Here is a 16,923-nt window from a genome sequence, read left to right as displayed (position 1 = left end):
GTGGTGTCGGGTGCGTGGTTCGCTGCAGTGCGTCGGTGAAGAGGCCGACGGGCCGTCACGGGGTTCCCGCCGCCCGCGCGGAAACCCTCACGGTGACAGAACCGCGACAATCCCCGGCCCGCGGCTTCAGCGGGCGCGGTCGTACAGCTCGCCGTAGGACGGCCAGCTCCCGGCCGGGGTGTGGACCGGCTCGGCCGCGCGGACGGCTCGTACGATCGCGCGGGTGACGGTGTCCGCGCCGGCGGCGAGGATGTCGTTGAGGGCGAGGGGCCGGCCGGGCGCGAGCGGGCGGGCCCCGGTGGACAGGGCGAACACCGTGTCGCCGTCGTTGAGCAGGTGTACCGGCCGTACGGCACGGGCTATGCCGTCGTGGGCCGTGCCGGCGAGCTTCTGCGCCTGCGCCTTGGACAGATCAGCGTCGGTGGCGACCACCGCGAGCGTCGTGTTCAGCGGGGGTGGTGCGTTGCGCGCGGCGGCCTCGGCCAGCCGCCGGCGCGCCGTCTCGTGCACCCCGGCGTCGGGGTAGGCGGCCCGGCCCTGGAACAAGTCCCCGTAGAGCACCCCCGTTTCCGGGTCCACCGCCGAACCGGCCGCGTTGGCCACCACCAGTGCCGCCACCGTGACGCCCGAGGCGAGCACCGTGCTCGCCGTGCCGACCCCGCCCTTGACGGGGCCCACGGTCGCTCCCGTTCCGGCGCCGACGCATCCCTCCGGCACGGGCCCGCCCGGCTCGCTCGCGGCGGCGGCCTCCACCGCCTCACGCCCGGTGGCCGCGTCCGGCCGGGCCCGGAAGTCGCCTCCCTGGCCCAGGTCGAACACGCAGGCGGCGGGAACGACCGGCACGACATGGGAGGGATCCGGTCCTACCCGCACCCCGCGGCCCCGCTCCTCCAGCCAGGCCATCACCCCCGAGGCCGCGTCCAGCCCGTACGCGCTGCCGCCGGTCAGCACCACCGCCTCCACCCTCCGCACCAGGTTGCGCGGATCGAGGGCGTCGGTCTCCTTGGTGCCGGGCCCGCCGCCGCGCACGTCCACCGCGGCGACGGCTCCGCCCTCCGGTGCGAGCACGACCGTCGTCCCGGTGAGCCACCCGCCACCCCTGCGCGTGGCGTGGCCCACCCGCAGGCCGGGGACATCTGTCAGAGCGTCAACCGTCATGGGAGTCAGTCTCCCCGGACCTGGCGGGGCGTCATGCCGCCTGTTCCGCCGAACGGCCCGCGTCCCTTCCCGCGGTCTTCCGGCCCGTCAGGGCCACACCCGTCGCCACCGAGAGCGCCGAGACGATGCCCGCCGCGAAAACCGCCCAGTCACCCAGGAACGTGCAGCAGATCACCAGCAGGGCCGTGGCGGGCAGCACCATCTGCTGGGCGATGCCCACCTTGAAGTACCGCGAGTGCAGCACCCACACGGTGAGCAGATACAGCGCCGTCGGGAGGGTCACGGCCGCCGACGCCGCAAGGGCCGACAGATGGGTCTTGCCGACCACCTGCTCGACGGCCACCTCCAGCCCCGCGCCGATCGCCGCCGCCGAGGCGAAGATCACACAGTGGCCGTAACCCCACAGGAACGACTCCCGGTTGGAGCGCAGATGCCCGTGGATCGGCACCACGAAGTAGATCCACCAGGCGGAGAAGACGATCAGCAGACCGCCCGCCGCGATCGGCAGCAGGTCGGCCAGCGCCCTGTGCTCGTCCGCGGCCGACTTCACCGCGATCGTCGCCGCCGCGATGGTCTCGCCCAGCACGATGATGGTGAACAGCCCGTACCGCTCGGCGATGTGATGCGGATGCCAGGAGGTGGCCCACGCCCTCTCCGCGATCAGCGGCACGGACAGCTCCGCGATCGCCATCACCAGGAACACCCAAGGCCGGGCCGGCTCCGGCAGCACCACCAGCCCCAGCCAGCCGACCTGGCACAGCAGCACCCCGGCCGCGTACCGCCGTGCCATGTGCTTCTCCGGGCCCTCCGCCCACCGCGCGGCCCGCAGCCACTGGAAGGCCATCGCCAGCCGCATGATCACATAGCCGAGCCACACCAGGAGGAAGTCGTGCTGCGTGAACGCCCGCGAGACTCCCGCGGCCAGCACCAGCACACCGGCGATCTGCACCAGGGTGACGAGCCGGTAGAGCACGTCGTCGTTGTCGTAGGCGGAGGCGAACCACGAGAAGTTCATCCAGGCCCACCAGATGGCGAAGAACGCCATGGCGTAGTTCAGGATGCCGTGGCCCGCCCGGCCCTCGACCACGGCGTGCACCAACTGCACGCCCGCCTGGGAGACGGCCACCACGAAACACAGGTCGAAGAAGAGCTCCAGCGAGGTGGCGACCCGGTGCGCCTCGTGGCGTCCGCGCGCGGTCAGCGGGCGCAGCGGACGGCGGACGTGGGAAGGCGTGGTGGGGGCGGTTTCCGGAGCGGAGTCGGAACTGGACGTCATGGCTCCCAGCACAGCAGAAAGCGACCGGGATTGCCCGGGCCGACCGTCCGCGCCGGTCACCGTACCCTGGAGGCATGAGCACCGCCTCCGAGCCGCGCGACCCGAAGAACGCGCTGATCTTCGACGATCCGCTGAACCAGCAGTCCACGGACGACACCGACCGGGGATGGAGCGAGCGCACGGACGGCGACGCCGCCGGGGACCTCCGGCGCTTCCTCGACGAGAAGCCGCCCCACCACCTCTGACACCGGCGGACCGGCCTCCGGCACCGGCGGACGAGCCTCTCACGCCGTCGCACCAGCCTCTGGCAGCGGCGGAACGGCCCGGTCCGCGAGCGGCCGGCCCGTCCGGCCGCGATCACACCCCCTAGCGCCGCTCGTACTCGGCCTGGACGCCGCCGCCGCGCTGGGCGACCAGCTCGTCGCGGATCTCCTTGAGCACCTGAAGCTCGGTCACCTCGATGACCTCGTGCGTGCCCTCCCGGGCCTTCTTCCGCGCATCCTGCCGGGCCAGGAACTTCGCCATGGGCAGCACCATCAGGAAGTAGACCACCGCCGCGGTGATCAGGAACTGCAGCGTGGCGCCGAGGACCGAGCCCCACATGATCTGGATGCCCTGGTCGCCCTTGCACGTCGTGCTCAGGCACGAGCTGTAGTGGTCGAGGTTCTGGGTGCCGATCGCCCCGACCACCGGATTGATCACGCCCTTCACCACCGCGTTGACGATGTTGGTGAAGGCGGCGCCGACGACCACCGCGACAGCCAGATCGACGACGTTCCCGCGCATCAGGAAGGCCTTGAAGCCCTCCCAGACGCTCGGGTACTTCTTCACGCTCACCTGGGGGCCCTCCTCGGACATGCTGGTTGTAGAACAAACAGTTCAGCAACCTACGGGTCACCACAGGCTCACCGCCAATCGGGCCGTCGCACCCGCCCCGGCCAGGCGCGCCGCGGCCGAACGCGGTACCGAGAGCGCGACAAGCGCCCCGCTGTCAGCCCCGCCGCCGCTTTCGCTCCCGCCTGCCGCCGCGCCGTCCGTCACGGGATCCGGCACCCTCGCCACCCGCGCCCCACGCGCCACCACCCGGGCCCGGCCGCCCACCGCCGGGTCCTCCGCGGCGATCACGTCCACCCGGTCACCGGGCCGCAGCAGCCGGACCGTGGCCGCGTCGGCGAGGCGCACGGGCACGGTCACCGTCCGCCCCGAGTCCGCGCGCACCGGATGCCCGCGGGCCGGCCCGCCGCGCGAAGGATCCGACGCGACCCGCGGACCCGCGGCCACCAGCGCGGCCGCCGTGACGGCCAGCCCGGCGGCCATGGCCCGCCGCCGGTGCCGCACGAGCCGGCGCAGCCCGCACCGCCCGCCCCGCACGCGCACCGGTGCGAAAGACGGCACCTCGCACGTGGCCGGTACCTCCGTACCCGGCGGGAACGGAGAAGTGCGGGCGGAGGACGCGAACGAGAACGACTGGAGCGCCCCCAGTGCTCCGAGCGACCGGAGTGACTCGGACGGCTGGCGCGACCAGGACGGCGAGGACGGCGAGGACGGCGAGGAGGCCGGCGACGGAACGGACATGAGGAGACCACCACCTGCGGTGCGGGATCGGCGGGAAACGGCTTGCGACGCCCACGATGAGGCATCGCGCCGCAGCCCGCCGGAGCCCGTGCGCTACTCACGGGTTGTGGACAACCTCGCCACCCGAACGTGGCGCTCCGGCACGTTTCCGTACCCGAGGGAGGCCGGCAGGCTCCCCTACGGCAGCGCGAACCCTGGGTCCATCCCGCCCAGAGAGGTGGCGCACGCGCAGTCCCGTTCCCCGGTGGCGGGCAGCGTGGCCACCGTGTCGAACAGCACGCTCCGCAGCCGTTCCACGTTGGCGGCGAACACCCGCAGCACCTCCTCGTGGGAGACGCCCTCGCCGGTCTCGGCGCCCGCGTCGAGGTCGGTGACCAGCGTCAGCGAGGTGTAGCAGAGCTCCAGCTCCCGGGCGAGCGCCGCCTCGGGATGGCCGGTCATGCCCACCACCGACCAGCCCTGCGCCTGGTGCCACAGCGACTCGGCGCGGGTGGAGAAGCGCGGCCCCTCCACCACGACCAGCGTGCCGCCGTCGACCGCGTCCCAGTCCCGGCCGCGCGCCGCCTTCAGCGCGGCCGCACGGCCGGTGGGGCAGTAAGGGTCGGCCAGGGAGACGTGCACCACGTTCGGCAGTGAGCCGTCGGCCAGCGGAAGCCCGTCGAAATAGGTCTGCTCCCGTGACTTCGTACGGTCGACGAACTGGTCCGGCACGAGCAGCGTGCCCGGCCCGTACTCGGGCCGCAGGCCGCCCACCGCGCAGGGGCCGAGGACCTGGCGCACGCCCACCGAGCGCAGCGCCCACAGGTTGGCCCGGTAGTTGATGCGGTGCGGCGGAAGGTGGTGGCCGCGGCCGTGCCGGGGCAGGAAGGCCACCCGCCGGCCGGCGATCTCGCCGAGGAAGAGGGAGTCGCTGGGTGCTCCGTACGGAGTGTTCACCTGGACTTCGGTCACGTCGTCCAGGAACGAGTAGAAGCCGGACCCGCCGATGACACCGATCTCTGCGTTCGCCATGAGCAGCACACTAGCCGTCGGCGTGAAGGCCGAGGACCCCGCCCGTCCGATGACGGCAGGGTCCGGTGAATCGGTGGGGTCAGGCGGCGGAGCTGCTCGCCGAGCCCGTCGAGGAAGACGACGAGGACGACGAAGACGAAGAGGGCGATGAGCCGGAGCCGGAGCCGGACGACCCGGACGACGAGGCGCCGGAGCCGCTCGACGACTTCGACGACGCCGGACTGCTGCTCGACGAGGAGCCGCGGCTGTCGTTGCGGTAGAAGCCGGAGCCCTTGAAGACAATGCCGACCGCGGAGAACACCTTCTTCAGGCGGCCACCGCAGTTGGGGCACTCGGTGAGCGCGTCGTCGGTGAACTTCTGCACCGCCTCGAGGCCCTCGCCGCACTCGGTGCACTGGTACTGGTAGGTGGGCACTGTCTTCCTCCTGGCACTCTCACTCGATGAGTGCTAACGACGGTCCATAGTGACGTATTCCGTGGGATCAGTCCACTGTGGCGGGGGCGCGGTGACCGACACCACGTGCCACGGTGCGGCTGTGGACCGGGGTGGCGAGCCGCGACCGCAGGGTCACGAGGGTCACCAGGGCGAGCACCGTGCCGCTCGCCGGGACCAGGAATCCGGCGCCGGCCCACAGGCGGTCCTCCAGCTGCCCGGCGACGGTGACGGCGGCCGCCTGGCCGAGGGCGACCGCGCCGGTGAGCCAGGTGAACGCCTCGGTGCGGGCGCCGGCCGGGACCAGGCCCTCCACCAGGGTGTAGCCGGTGATCAGGGCGGGCGCGATGCACATGCCCACCAGGAGGCCGAGCGCGGCCAGCAGGAGCACCGAGTGGGCGGTCCACAGCGCGGACGCGGCCACCGCCAGGGCCGTGTAGCCGACGACCAGGCGGTGTCGCGGGGCGGTCTTCCAGGCGAGAGCGCCGCAGACGATGCCGGAGAGCATGTTGCCCGCGGCGAACGTCCCGTACAGCACACCGTTGAGGCCGGGCTCGCCGACCGACTCGGTGAACGCGGCCAGCGAGACCTGCATGCCGCCGAAGACCGTGCCGATGCCGAGGAAGGCCACGACCAGCACGCGCACACCGGGGACGCGCAGTGCGGAGGCGTGCTCCACGCGCGCGTGCCCGTCGTCGGCGTCCACGGGCGGCTGGGTGCGCTTCTGCGCGGCGAACAGCAGACCGCCGACCAGAGTCAGCGCGGCCTCGGTGAGCAGGCCCGCCGCCGGGGCGACGGCCGTGCACAGCGCGGTGGCCAGCAGCGGGCCGAGGACGAAGGTGAGCTCGTCGGTGACCGACTCGAAGGCCGCCGCGGTGGTCATCAGCGGCGAGTCCTTCAGCGTCACGCCCCAGCGGGCGCGCACCATGGGCCCGATCTGCGGCACCGAGGCGCCGGTCGGCACGGCCGCCGCGAACAGTGCCCACAGCGGCGCGTGCGCCAGGGCGAGGCCCGTGAGCGTCAGCCCGGCCAGGGCGTGCACCAGGACGCCGGGAAGCAGGACGGCGCGCTGTCCGTAGCGGTCGGCGAGGCGCCCGCTGTACGGCGCGAACAGCGCCATGGAGACGCCGGTGACGGCCGCGGTGGCGCCCGCCGAGCCGTAGGAGCCGGTGGCGTGCTGCACGAGCAGCACGATGGAGATGGTCAGCATCGCGAACGGCTGGCGGGCCGCGAAGCCGGGGAGCAGGAACGTCCAGGCGCCGCGGGTGCGCAGCAGTTGCCCGTATCCGGGGCGGGAGCGTGCCGGCGAGGTCGTCGCGGGGTCGGTGGTGGTGACCGCGGATCCCACGGCCCGTGCCTTTCTGCCGCCTGGTAGCGCGGCCCCTTGTGCGGGCGCGCCGAGAGCTGTCCTCTTGCGCGGACTGCGGTAGATGCCGGCGCCCGCTTCGGGGGTGGCCCGGCCGCCATACGGTCGCGCCAGCTCTGCGTCAGGCAGAGTTGGTTCGATCAAGGTGCGCCTTCATCGTACAGGCGTGTTGGGCTTGTGCCCCTGTGAAAGTGAGCACCATGACCGGTGTTCGCCTGGGTTCCGGAGCGCTCGGCGGGCGGTCACATACAGGAGACGTTCCCTCACCGACCGCGGCCGTGACGGCTCTGCCCGGGGCCGTCGGCGCCCAGCCAGTCCGCCAGCTTGCCACCGCGGCCGACCGCGCGCAGGCGGCGTTCCGCGGCCTCGCGGACGGGGTCGGTGGCGACGACGAGGAGTTCGTCGCCGCGCCGCAGGACCGTGGTGGGCAGCGGAACAAACGATTTTCCGTCGCGGACCACCAGGGTGACCGCCGACCCGGCGGGCAGCCGCAGCTCGTTGATCTCCACGCCGTGCATCCGCGACCCTTCCGGGATGGCGACGGAGAGCAGATGGCCGCGCAGCCGTTCCAGGGGCGCCGACTCGATGCCGAGGTCGGCGGCTTCCTGGGGTTCGCCGAGGCGCAGCCTGCCGGCCAGCCAGGGCAGGGTCGGCCCCTGGACGAGGGTGTAGACGACGACCAGGACGAAGACGATATTGAAGATGCGGTGGGTGCTGTCGACGCCGTTCACCATGGGGATGGTCGCCAGGATGATGGGCACGGCGCCGCGCAGCCCGGCCCAGGACATCAGGGCCTGCTCCGGCCACGGCACGCGGAACGGCAGCAGGCTGACCACGACGCTCAGTGGTCGCGCGACCATGGTCAGCACCAGGCCGATGAGCAGGGCGGGCACGATGTCGTCGCCCAGTTCGTGCGGGGTGACCAGCAGGCCGAGCAGCACGAACATGCCGATCTGGGCGATCCAGCCGAGCCCTTCGGCGAAGCCGCGCGTGGCCGGCCAGTGCGGCAGCTTGGCGTTGCCGAGCAGCATCGCCGCCAGGTAGACGGCGAGGAAGCCGCTGCCGTGCGCCAGGGCCCCGGCGGCGTAGGCCGTGACCGCGATCGCCATCACGGCGATCGGGTACAGGCCGGAGGCGGGCAGGGCGACGTGCTTGAGGGCCGAGGAGCCGAGCCAGCCCACCGCGAGGCCGACGGCCGCGCCGATGGCCAGCTCCAGGGCTATCTCACCCACCAGGGTGAACCAGTGGTCGACCGGCCCGGTGGTGGAGAAGGCGACGACCAGGATGACCACGGGCGCGTCGTTGAAGCCGGACTCGGCCTCGAGCGTGCCCTTCACGCGCGCGGGAAGGGGGATGCGCCGCAGGACCGAGAAGACGGCCGCCGCGTCCGTGGAGGACACCACCGCACCGATGATCAGCGCTGGGCGCCACTCCAGACCGACCAGGTAGTGCGCTCCGGCGGCCGTGACGGCGACGCTCGTCGCGACCCCGAGCAGCGCGAGCACGCAGGCGGACGGCAGGACCGGTCTGATCTCCTTCCACTTCGTGCCGAGTCCGCCCTCGGCGAGGATCACGACGAGGGCCGCGTAGCCGATGATCTGGGTCAGCTGGGCGTTGTCGAAGCGGATGTGGCCGATGCCGTCCGCGCCCATGCCGATGCCGATCCCCAGGTACACGAGCAGGCTGGGGAGCCCGCTGCGCGAGGAGATCCGTACCGCTGCCACGGCGACGAGCAGGACGAGGGAGCAGGCGAGCAGGAGCTGGTTGAGGTGGTGAACAGTCAGTGGCGCTTCCTTCCCCGCGTTCCGAGTTCTCCGATCGGGTCCTCTCGGCCTCCCGGTTTACGCCGGTACTCCGGTCTCCCGGTACTCCGCTACTCCGGCCTTCCGTTACTCCGGCCTTCCAGCGCTCCAGCGCTCCAGCGCTCCAGCGCTCCGGCTTTCCGGCGCGCCGGCACCCCGGTGTTCCGGCGTTCCGAGCCCGATTACTTCATTACCTTACCTAACTCTTGACGCTTTCTTGACGCTTGAAGGGCCGAGATCGAACGCTCGTCCGTGCTCGGACCCGACTCCGCGTCAAGTGGTACCGGCCCCTGCGCCTATGGTTGCTCCAGCACTCCAGTACCGCCTGCCGCTCGCGTTAGGACAGCAAGGACAGCGATGCCCCCCAACACCACCGCCTCAACGGGTGACAAGCCCGGCAAGTCCGGCAGGAAGAAGGGGCGAAAAGCCCGACTCGTCGTGCTCGTCCTGGTGCTGGCCATCATCGGCGGCATCGCCTATGGGGCCTACTGGTCCATCAGCACCGTCCGCGCCTCCTTCCCGCAGACCAAGGGCTCGATCACGCTCCAGGGCCTGTCCGGCCCGGTCGACGTCAAGCGGGACGGCTACGGCATCCCGCAGATCTACGCCTCCTCGGCCGAGGACCTGTTCATGGCGCAGGGCTACGTCCAGGCCCAGGACCGGTTCTACGAGATGGACGTGCGCCGGCACATGACCTCCGGGCGCCTGTCGGAGATGTTCGGCAAGAGCCAGGTAGACAACGACGCGTTCCTGCGCACCCTGGGCTGGGACCGGGTCGCCAAGGAGGAGTACGACAAGAAGCTGTCGGCCTCCACCAAGAAGTACCTCCAGGCGTACTCCCAGGGCGTCAACGCCTACCTCGAGGGCCGGAACGCCAAGGACATCTCGCTGGAGTACGCGGCCCTGGGCTTCACCAACGACTACAAGCCGGGGAAGTGGACCCCGGTCGACTCGGTCTCCTGGCTGAAGGCGATGGCCTGGGACCTGCGCGGCAACATGCAGGACGAGATCGACCGCGCCCTGATGACCAGCCGCCTCGGCCCCAAGCAGATCAAGGACCTCTACCCGGACTACCCCTACAGCCGGAACAAGCCGATCGTCACGCAGGGCCAGTACAACGAGCTCGCCAAGGCGTTCGAGGCGAGCGGCGGCGGCAGCACGAGCGGCACCACCGGGACGACGACCGGCACCACCGGCACCTCGACGGGCACCACCGGCACCACCGGGACGACGGCCGGCACCACCGGCTCCGCGGGCGGCACCCAGGCCGGGACGGGCGGATCCTCCGCCTCCGGCACCTCCGGCGTGCAGAGCCAGCTCATGGGCCTGCGCAACGTCATGCAGAACCTGCCGACCGCCGTCGGAGTGAACGGCAACGGCATCGGCTCCAATTCCTGGGTGGTGTCCGGGAAGTACACCATCACCGGCAAGCCGCTGCTCGCCAACGACCCGCACCTGTCGCCCTCGCTGCCGGGCGTCTGGTACCAAATGGGCCTGCACTGCCGCTCGGTGTCCGCCGCGTGCCCGTACGACGTCACCGGCTACACCTTCGCGGGCATGCCCGGCGTGATCATCGGCCACAACCAGAACATCGCCTGGGGCATGACCAACTCCGGTGTCGACGTCACCGACCTGTACCTGGAGAAGCTCAGCGGCGACGGCTACCTGCGCGACGACAAGACGGTGCCCTTCCGGAGCCGTGAGGAGACCATCAAGGTCGCCGGCGGCGCCTCCAAGAAGATCGTCGTCCGCCAGACCGAGGACGGCATGCCACTGCTGTCCGACCGCGACGACGAGCTGGTCAAGGTCGGCAAGAAGGCCCAGGTCAACACGGCCGCACCGGACCGCGGCGACGGTTACGCCGTGGCCCTGAAGTGGACCGCGCTTCAGCCGGGCACCACCATGGACGCCGTCTTCGCCATCGACCGCGCCAAGGACTTCGACGGCTTCCGCTCGGCGGCGGCCCTGTTCGACGTGCCCTCGCAGAACCTGATCTACGCCGACACCGAGAACAACATCGGCTACACGCTGCCCGGCCGGATCCCCACGCGCGCGAAGAACGACGACGGCTCCGTCCCCGCGCCGGGCTGGGACTCCAGGTACGACTGGACCGGCTACCTCGATCAGGACGAGCTGCCCTACGAGTACAACCCCAAGCGCGGCTACATCGTCACCGCCAACCAGGCCGTCGTCGACCCGGACGACTACCCGTACACGCTCACCACGGACTGGGGCTACGGCACCCGCAGCCAGCGCATCACCGACCTGATCCAGTCGAAGATCGACGGTGGCGGCAAGATCTCCACCGACGACATGCGGCAGATGCAGACGGACGACAGCAGCGAGATCGCCAAGCTGCTGGTGCCCATGCTGCTGAAGATCGACATCGGCGACAAGGACGTCCGCCAGGCGCAGAAGCTCCTGGAGGGCTGGGACTACACCCAGGACGCGGACTCGGCGGCGGCCGCCTACTTCAACGCGGTCTGGCGCAACGTCCTCAAGCTCGCCTTCGGCAACAAGCTGCCCAAGGAGCTGCGGGTCAAGGGCCAGTGCCTGTGGGTGGAGCCGGCCGACAACACCGGCCCGGTCGACGAGACCACCAAGGTCCGCGAGTGCGGCGAGCGGGACGCCGACCAGGCGCAGCCGGACGGCGGCGACCGCTGGTTCGAGGTGGTCCGCAACCTCGTGAACGACCCGAAGAGCGACTGGTGGAAGGCGCCCGCGTCGGGCTACGGCCGGCCCAAGGCCGACAACCGCGACGAGCTGTTCGAGCGCGCCATGATCGACGCCCGCTGGGAGCTGACCGCCAAGCTCGGCAAGGACATCGACACCTGGAGCTGGGGCCGGCTGCACCGCCTGTTCCTGAAGAACCAGACCCTGGGCACCGAGGGGCCCGGCTTCCTGAAGTACGTCCTGAACCGGGGGCCCTGGAAGCTCAGCGGCGGCGAGGCCGCGGTCGACGCCTCCGGGTGGAACGCCGCCGGCGGCTACAACGTGGTGTGGGTGCCGTCCATGCGGATGGTGGTCAACCTCGCCGACCTCGACAAGTCCAAGTGGATCAACCTCACCGGCGCCTCCGGGCACGCCTTCAGCGCCCACTACACCGACCAGACGGGCAAGTGGGCCAAGGGGGAGCTGCTGCCGTGGTCGTTCTCGGCGGGCGCGGTCGACAAGGGCACGAGGGACACGCTGGTGCTCAAGCCGTGACCCGGCGGTCCGCCGACTGACGAAGGCCCTCCACGCGCGCGTGGAGGGCCTTCGCCGTCCGTATGACCACAGGTGCCGTCCGTACGGCTCAGACTCCGGGCATCCAGCTCCGGACTCCGGACGCCGCACTCCGCACTCCGGACTCCGGGCTTTGGGCTTTGGGCTTCAGGTGCTTCGGGCTTCAGGTGAAGCGGCGCGCTCCCGACGGCGTCACCACCGCCTGCACCGGCCGGTCGTGCGGCTCCTCCGGTACGCGGTCGACGACCTCGGAGTCGTACAGCAGGACCACGAGCGCGGCGCGTGCGCCCGTCTGCTCCAGGCGGGCCAGGACACGGTCGTAGGAGCCGCCGCCGCGCCCCAGCCGCATCCCGCGCGCGTCGACGGCGAGGCCCGGCAGCAGGACGACGTCGGCGGCCGTCACGGCGTCCGGGCCGAGGCGCTCCCCGGCCGGTTCCAGCAGCGCCGTCCTCCCGCCGTGGCGCACGCGCGCGAGGGAGTCCTCCCCGGTGTAGACGCCCCAGTCCAGGTCGTTGTCGGGCAGCAGGGCGGGAAGCAGGACACGTACGCCCCGCGCGCGCAGCGCGTCGAGCAGCGCGAGGGTGCCCGGCTCGGTGCCCACGGAGACGTACGCGGCCACCGTGCGCGCCCGCGCCAGCTCGGGGAGCTCCAGCGCGCGCCGGGCCAGCGCCGACGCCGCCCGGCGCAGCTCGTCCTCCGTCAGCCCGTCCCTCGCCGCGAGGAACTCCCGCCGCACCGTCCGCTTGGCGGGCTCCGTCGTCCGTCCGATCTCAGCCAAGGCCGCTTCCGCACCTTTCTCGAGTCCTGAGCGTGCGACGCCCATCCTTGCGGGGCCACCCATGGGACGTCCCCGCGGGGCACCCGTCCCAGTGTCCCGTGTGTTCCTGTGCCGCACGTGTGCCGTTCATGTGCGAGTCGACGGACCGGAACCCCGGAGCCCGCGCAGCGGCGGTCCGAGCGGCGGATAAGGTGGCGGGCATGAGTCAGTCGCACCCCCGGATCAGCAAGGCCGTCATCCCCGCAGCAGGCCTGGGAACCCGCTTCCTGCCGGCCACCAAGGCCACTCCCAAGGAGATGCTGCCGGTCGTGGACAAGCCGGCGATCCAGTACGTGGTCGAGGAGGCCGTCTCCGCGGGCCTCGACGACGTCCTCATGGTGACGGGCCGCAACAAGCGCCCCCTCGAGGACCACTTCGACCGCAACTACGAGCTGGAATCCGCCCTGGAGAAGAAGGGTGACGCCGAGCGGCTCGCCAAGGTCCAGGAGTCCAGCGACCTCGCGACGATGCACTACGTCCGCCAGGGCGACCCCAAGGGTCTGGGCCACGCGGTGCTCTGCGCCGCCCCGCACGTCGGGCACGAGCCGTTCGCCGTGCTGCTCGGCGACGACCTGATCGACCCGCGCGACCCGCTGCTGCAGCGGATGATCGAGGTGCAGGAGACGTACGGCGGCAGCGTCGTCGCCCTCATGGAGGTCGCCCCCGAGCAGATCCACCTCTACGGCTGCGCGGCCGTGGAGGCCACCCAGGACAGCGACGTCGTCCAGGTGACCGGCCTGGTCGAGAAGCCGAGCGCGGCGGAGGCCCCCTCGCAGTACGCCATCATCGGCCGTTACGTCCTGGACCCGCACATCTTCGGCATACTCCGCAAGACGGAGCCGGGCCGCGGTGGCGAGATCCAGCTCACCGACGCCCTGCAGAAGCTCGCCGAGGACGAGAGTGTGGGCGGCCCGGTGCACGGCGTCGTCTTCAAGGGCCGCCGCTACGACACCGGCGACCGCGGCGACTACCTGCGTGCCATTGTCCGGCTCGCGTGCGAACGTGAGGACCTGGGCCCCGACTTCAGGGCCTGGCTGAAGCGGTACGTGGCCGAGGAGATGTGACGGGTTGAGCAGCGGCGGGCACCACACCACGGAGGAACCGGACCGCCTGTGGTCGGTGGACGAGCACCTGGAGGACGTCCTCACCACCGTCCGCCCCCTGGACCCCATCGAGCTCCAGCTGCTCGACGCCCAGGGCTGCGTCCTGGTCGAGGACGTCATGGTGCCGCTGTCGCTGCCGCCGTTCGACAACAGCTCCATGGACGGGTACGCGGTGCGCGTCGCGGACGTCTCGGGCGCGAGCGAGGAGTTCCCGGCCGCGCTGGAGGTCGTCGGGGACGTCGCCGCGGGCGCGGCCGACCCGATCCGCGTGGGCCCCGGTCAGGCCGCCCGGATCATGACCGGCGCCCCACTGCCGCCCGGCGCCGAGACGGTCGTGCCCGTGGAGTGGACCGACGGCGGGCTCGGCGAGGGCCCCGTCAGCGGGATGCGCGCCCGCAGCCTGTCCCCGGAGGGCGCCACCGGCCAGGTGCGCGTGTACCGGCCGGGCGAGGCACGCGCGCACGTGCGCGCCAAGGGCAGCGACGTGAAGGCGGGTGACCTCGCCCTGGAGGCCGGCACGGTCCTCGGACCCCCGCAGATCGCGCTGCTCGCCGCGATCGGCCGGGGCACGGTCCGGGTGCGCCCGCGCCCGCGCGTGGTGGTGCTGTCCACCGGCAGCGAGCTCGTCCAGCCCGACGAGCAGCTGCGCAGGGGCCAGATCTACGACTCCAACAGCTTCGCCCTGACCGCGGCGGCCCGGGACGCCGGTGCCATCGCCTACCGGGTGGGCGCCGTCGCCGACGACGCCGACGTCCTGCGGTCCACCATCGAGGACCAGCTCGTCCGCGCCGACCTGATGGTCACCACCGGCGGGGTGAGCGTCGGGGCGTACGACGTGGTCAAGGAGGCGCTGTCGCACGTCGGCGACGAGGATGTGCCGGGCGGCGGCGTGGAGTTCCGCAAGCTCGCCATGCAGCCGGGCAAGCCGCAGGGCTTCGGGACCATCGGCCGCGAGCACATCCCGCTGCTGGCGCTGCCCGGCAACCCGGTGTCGTCGTACGTGTCCTTCGAGCTGTTCGTCCGGCCCGCCATCCGCACCCTGATGGGCCTTCAGGACGTCCACCGGCCCACGGCCCGGGCGACGCTCGCGGCCGAGAAGGCGCTGAGCTCCCCGAAGGGCCGCAGGCAGTTCCTGCGCGGGACGTACGCCGAGGGCGAGGTGACCCCGGTCGGGGGCAGCGGCTCGCATCTGATCGCCGCCCTCGCACAGGCCGACGCCCTCATCGTCGTGCCCGAGGACGTCGAGTCCGTGGCGCCCGGCGACGAGGTCGAGGTGGTCCTCCTCGGCTGACCGGCGCTGGTTGGCGGTACCGTGTCGCGCACAGCAGGCCCGCGCGCCGCACCGCGCCGGGCCCGGACCGGGAGCGCCACAGAGCATGACTACGCCTTCCCGGGGGGAGACCCCCGGACCCTCCGCGCACAGCCGCGCACACGATGTCCCGCAGGACGCAGCGCAGGATCGCGCACAGGAGGTCGCGCAGGACCGACTGACGCACATCGACGACGCGGGCGCCGCCCGCATGGTCGACGTGTCCGGCAAGGAGGTGACCGCGCGCACCGCCCGCGCCAGCGGCCGTGTCCTCGTCTCGCCGCGCGTGGTGGAGCTGCTGCGCGGCGAGGGGGTGCCCAAGGGCGACGCCCTCGCCACCGCGCGGATCGCCGGGATCATGGGCGCCAAGCGCACCCCGGACCTCATCCCGCTGTGCCACCCGTTGTCGGTGTCGGGTGTGAAACTGGACCTGTCGGTCGCGGACGACGCCGTGGAGATCACGGCCACCGTGAAGACGACGGACCGCACGGGCGTGGAGATGGAGGCGCTCACCGCGGTCTCGGTCGCCGCGCTCACCGTGATCGACATGGTCAAGGCGGTCGACAAGGGGGCGGTCATCACGGACGTGCGGGTGGAGGAGAAGACGGGCGGCAAGTCGGGCGAGTGGAGCCGGGCATGACATCGGACGCAGCGGCCTCGGGCGCGCGGCCCGCGCCGTACCGCGCTGTCGTGGTCACGGCGTCCAACCGGGCCGCCGCCGGGGTCTACGAGGACAAGGGCGGCCCGCTGATCGCCGACGGCCTCAGGCGCTTCGGCTTCGCCGTGGACGGTCCGCGGGTCGTACCGGACGGCGACCCGGTGGAGGCCGAGCTGCGCGCCGCCGTCGAGGCCGGGTACGACGTCGTCGTCACCACCGGCGGTACGGGCATCTCGCCCACCGACCGCACCCCCGAGGCCACCCGCCGGGTGATCGACCACGAGGTGCCGGGCATCGCGGAGGCCATCCGGGCGTTCGGACGGGAGAAGGTGCCGACGGCGGCGCTCTCCCGGGGACTGGCCGGGGTGGCCGGGCGGACGCTGATCGTCAACCTGCCGGGCTCTACCGGCGGAGTGAGGGACGGACTGGCCGTGCTGGAGCCGCTGTTGACGCACGCCGTCGACCAGCTGCGCGGCGGCGACCATCCCAGACCCGGTGCCGGCAGTGGGGGTGCGAGCTGAACAGCCCATCCTGGCCCGTCGTGCTCGCGGAGGGCGATGTCGTCCTCCGGCCGATAAAGCTGCGCGACCAGCGGGCCTGGCGCGAGGTGAACCGGCGCAACCGGGACTGGCTCAGGCCGTGGGAGGCGACCATTCCGCCGCCCACGTCCAGGGGGCCGATCACGCACCGGCCGACCTACCGCCAGATGGTGCGGCATCTGCGGTCCGAGGCGAACGCGGGGCGGATGCTGCCGTTCGTCATCGAGTATCAGGGGCAGCTGGTCGGGCAGTTGACGGTCGCCGGAATCACCTGGGGCTCGATGTGCTCGGGCCACATCGGCTACTGGGTGGACGAGGCGGTGGCCGGGCGCGGGGTGGTGCCGACGGCGGTGGCGCTCGTCGTGGACCACTGTTTCCGCACCGTCGGACTGCACCGCATCGAGGTCTGCATTCGCCCGGAGAACGGGCCGAGCCGCCGGGTGGTGGAGAAACTCGGATTCCGCGAGGAGGGCCTCAGGCCGCGTTATCTGCACATCGACGGGGCCTGGCGCGATCACCTGGTCTTCGCGCTCACCGCGGAAGAGGTGCCCGAAGGGCTGCTGAGCCGCTGGCGGCGGACCCGCCCCCGCAAGCCCCAGAACGCCCGGCAGAACAGCGAGTAGAACCGGCATGACCGGGAGTGAGTCCAGC

General features: G+C 72.0%; 16 protein-coding genes. 7 read left to right on the top strand and 9 right to left on the bottom strand.

The annotated features are described in order from the left end of the window. Positions 1-126 precede the first annotated feature (126 nt). Complete coding sequence (locus tag R2S09_RS17955) at positions 127-1,158, bottom strand: P1 family peptidase (RefSeq protein ID WP_316742016.1); 1,032 nt, start codon at positions 1,156-1,158, stop codon at positions 127-129. Positions 1,159-1,189: 31 nt separating this feature from the next. Continuing rightward, complete coding sequence (locus R2S09_RS17950) at positions 1,190-2,434, bottom strand: low temperature requirement protein A (protein WP_316742014.1); 1,245 nt, start codon at positions 2,432-2,434, stop codon at positions 1,190-1,192. A 74-nt stretch (positions 2,435-2,508) separates the two neighbouring features. Here R2S09_RS17950 and R2S09_RS17945 point away from each other — a divergent pair, with 74 nt between their 5' ends. Beyond that, positions 2,509-2,679 (top strand): hypothetical protein, encoded by a 171-nt coding sequence (locus R2S09_RS17945; RefSeq protein ID WP_306185779.1) that lies wholly within the window; start codon positions 2,509-2,511, stop codon positions 2,677-2,679. A gap of 121 nt (positions 2,680-2,800) precedes the next feature. Here the strand turns inward: R2S09_RS17945 and mscL are convergent, their stop codons facing one another. The 6 genes from mscL to R2S09_RS17915 form a co-directional block, all read right to left on the bottom strand. After that, positions 2,801-3,271 carry a large conductance mechanosensitive channel protein MscL gene (gene mscL, locus R2S09_RS17940; protein WP_316742013.1) on the bottom strand — a complete coding sequence of 157 codons (471 nt, stop codon included), beginning with the start codon at positions 3,269-3,271 and terminating at the stop codon, positions 2,801-2,803. A gap of 57 nt (positions 3,272-3,328) precedes the next feature. Next, positions 3,329-4,009 carry an RcpC/CpaB family pilus assembly protein gene (locus R2S09_RS17935; RefSeq protein ID WP_316742012.1) on the bottom strand — a complete coding sequence of 227 codons (681 nt, stop codon included), beginning with the start codon at positions 4,007-4,009 and terminating at the stop codon, positions 3,329-3,331. Between the two features lie 177 nt (positions 4,010-4,186). Continuing rightward, on the bottom strand, positions 4,187-5,020 hold the full coding sequence (locus R2S09_RS17930) for an S-methyl-5'-thioadenosine phosphorylase (protein ID WP_306185786.1): 834 nt from the start codon (positions 5,018-5,020) through the stop codon (positions 4,187-4,189). Positions 5,021-5,099: 79 nt separating this feature from the next. Continuing rightward, positions 5,100-5,435 (bottom strand): FmdB family zinc ribbon protein, encoded by a 336-nt coding sequence (locus tag R2S09_RS17925; RefSeq protein ID WP_316742009.1) that lies wholly within the window; start codon positions 5,433-5,435, stop codon positions 5,100-5,102. A gap of 67 nt (positions 5,436-5,502) precedes the next feature. Beyond that, positions 5,503-6,801 (bottom strand): MFS transporter, encoded by a 1,299-nt coding sequence (locus tag R2S09_RS17920; protein ID WP_306185790.1) that lies wholly within the window; start codon positions 6,799-6,801, stop codon positions 5,503-5,505. Between the two features lie 281 nt (positions 6,802-7,082). After that, the gene (locus R2S09_RS17915; RefSeq protein ID WP_306186101.1) at positions 7,083-8,603 is read right to left on the bottom strand and encodes a potassium/proton antiporter; all 1,521 of its coding nucleotides are present in this window, start codon (positions 8,601-8,603) and stop codon (positions 7,083-7,085) included. Between the two features lie 375 nt (positions 8,604-8,978). Here R2S09_RS17915 and R2S09_RS17910 point away from each other — a divergent pair, with 375 nt between their 5' ends. Continuing rightward, positions 8,979-11,828 carry a penicillin acylase family protein gene (locus R2S09_RS17910; RefSeq protein WP_306185792.1) on the top strand — a complete coding sequence of 950 codons (2,850 nt, stop codon included), beginning with the start codon at positions 8,979-8,981 and terminating at the stop codon, positions 11,826-11,828. A 181-nt stretch (positions 11,829-12,009) separates the two neighbouring features. On the opposite strand, the gene R2S09_RS17905 is transcribed toward R2S09_RS17910, so the two are convergent. Then, positions 12,010-12,624, bottom strand: coding sequence for a 5-formyltetrahydrofolate cyclo-ligase (locus R2S09_RS17905; RefSeq protein ID WP_316742007.1), 615 nt, complete (start codon positions 12,622-12,624; stop codon positions 12,010-12,012). Between the two features lie 200 nt (positions 12,625-12,824). On the opposite strand from R2S09_RS17905, the gene galU reads away from it, so the two are divergent. The 5 genes from galU to R2S09_RS17880 all read left to right on the top strand — a co-directional run bounded on the left by galU (position 12,825) and on the right by R2S09_RS17880 (position 16,895). Beyond that, entirely contained in the window at positions 12,825-13,727 is a 903-nt protein-coding gene (gene galU, locus R2S09_RS17900; protein WP_306185796.1) for a UTP--glucose-1-phosphate uridylyltransferase GalU, read from the top strand. 4 nt (positions 13,728-13,731) lie between these two features. Beyond that, positions 13,732-15,057, top strand: coding sequence for a gephyrin-like molybdotransferase Glp (glp, locus tag R2S09_RS17895; protein WP_306185798.1), 1,326 nt, complete (start codon positions 13,732-13,734; stop codon positions 15,055-15,057). A 229-nt stretch (positions 15,058-15,286) separates the two neighbouring features. Continuing rightward, positions 15,287-15,715, top strand: a complete 429-nt coding sequence (moaC, locus tag R2S09_RS17890; protein WP_372337662.1) for a cyclic pyranopterin monophosphate synthase MoaC — start codon at positions 15,287-15,289, stop codon at positions 15,713-15,715. Continuing rightward, positions 15,712-16,254 (top strand): MogA/MoaB family molybdenum cofactor biosynthesis protein, encoded by a 543-nt coding sequence (locus R2S09_RS17885; RefSeq protein ID WP_316742006.1) that lies wholly within the window; start codon positions 15,712-15,714, stop codon positions 16,252-16,254. The genes moaC and R2S09_RS17885 overlap by 4 nt, the downstream gene beginning before the upstream one ends. 20 nt (positions 16,255-16,274) lie before the next feature. Continuing rightward, on the top strand, positions 16,275-16,895 hold the full coding sequence (locus tag R2S09_RS17880) for a GNAT family N-acetyltransferase (protein ID WP_306185804.1): 621 nt from the start codon (positions 16,275-16,277) through the stop codon (positions 16,893-16,895). Positions 16,896-16,923 lie beyond the last annotated feature (28 nt).

The sequence above is a fragment of the Streptomyces sp. MK7 genome (assembly GCF_032658145.1).
In the GTDB taxonomy this organism is placed as follows: Bacteria; Actinomycetota; Actinomycetes; order Streptomycetales; family Streptomycetaceae; genus Streptomyces; species Streptomyces spiralis.
This window is presented reverse-complemented; position numbering and strand designations above follow the sequence as displayed.

Excerpts from the sequence above, each read along its gene's own strand:
- moaC (WP_372337662.1), top strand. The coding sequence starts at position 15,287 with ATGGTCGACGTGTCCGGCAAGGAGGTGACCGCGCGCACCGCCCGCGCC.
- R2S09_RS17930 (WP_306185786.1), bottom strand. The coding sequence starts at position 5,020 with ATGGCGAACGCAGAGATCGGTGTCATCGGCGGGTCCGGCTTCTACTCG.
- R2S09_RS17945 (WP_306185779.1), top strand. The coding sequence starts at position 2,509 with ATGAGCACCGCCTCCGAGCCGCGCGACCCGAAGAACGCGCTGATCTTC.
- R2S09_RS17950 (WP_316742014.1), bottom strand. The coding sequence starts at position 2,434 with ATGACGTCCAGTTCCGACTCCGCTCCGGAAACCGCCCCCACCACGCCT.
- R2S09_RS17885 (WP_316742006.1), top strand. The coding sequence starts at position 15,712 with ATGACATCGGACGCAGCGGCCTCGGGCGCGCGGCCCGCGCCGTACCGC.
- R2S09_RS17910 (WP_306185792.1), top strand. The coding sequence starts at position 8,979 with ATGCCCCCCAACACCACCGCCTCAACGGGTGACAAGCCCGGCAAGTCC.
- R2S09_RS17955 (WP_316742016.1), bottom strand. The coding sequence starts at position 1,158 with ATGACGGTTGACGCTCTGACAGATGTCCCCGGCCTGCGGGTGGGCCAC.
- galU (WP_306185796.1), top strand. The coding sequence starts at position 12,825 with ATGAGTCAGTCGCACCCCCGGATCAGCAAGGCCGTCATCCCCGCAGCA.
- R2S09_RS17935 (WP_316742012.1), bottom strand. The coding sequence starts at position 4,009 with ATGTCCGTTCCGTCGCCGGCCTCCTCGCCGTCCTCGCCGTCCTCGCCG.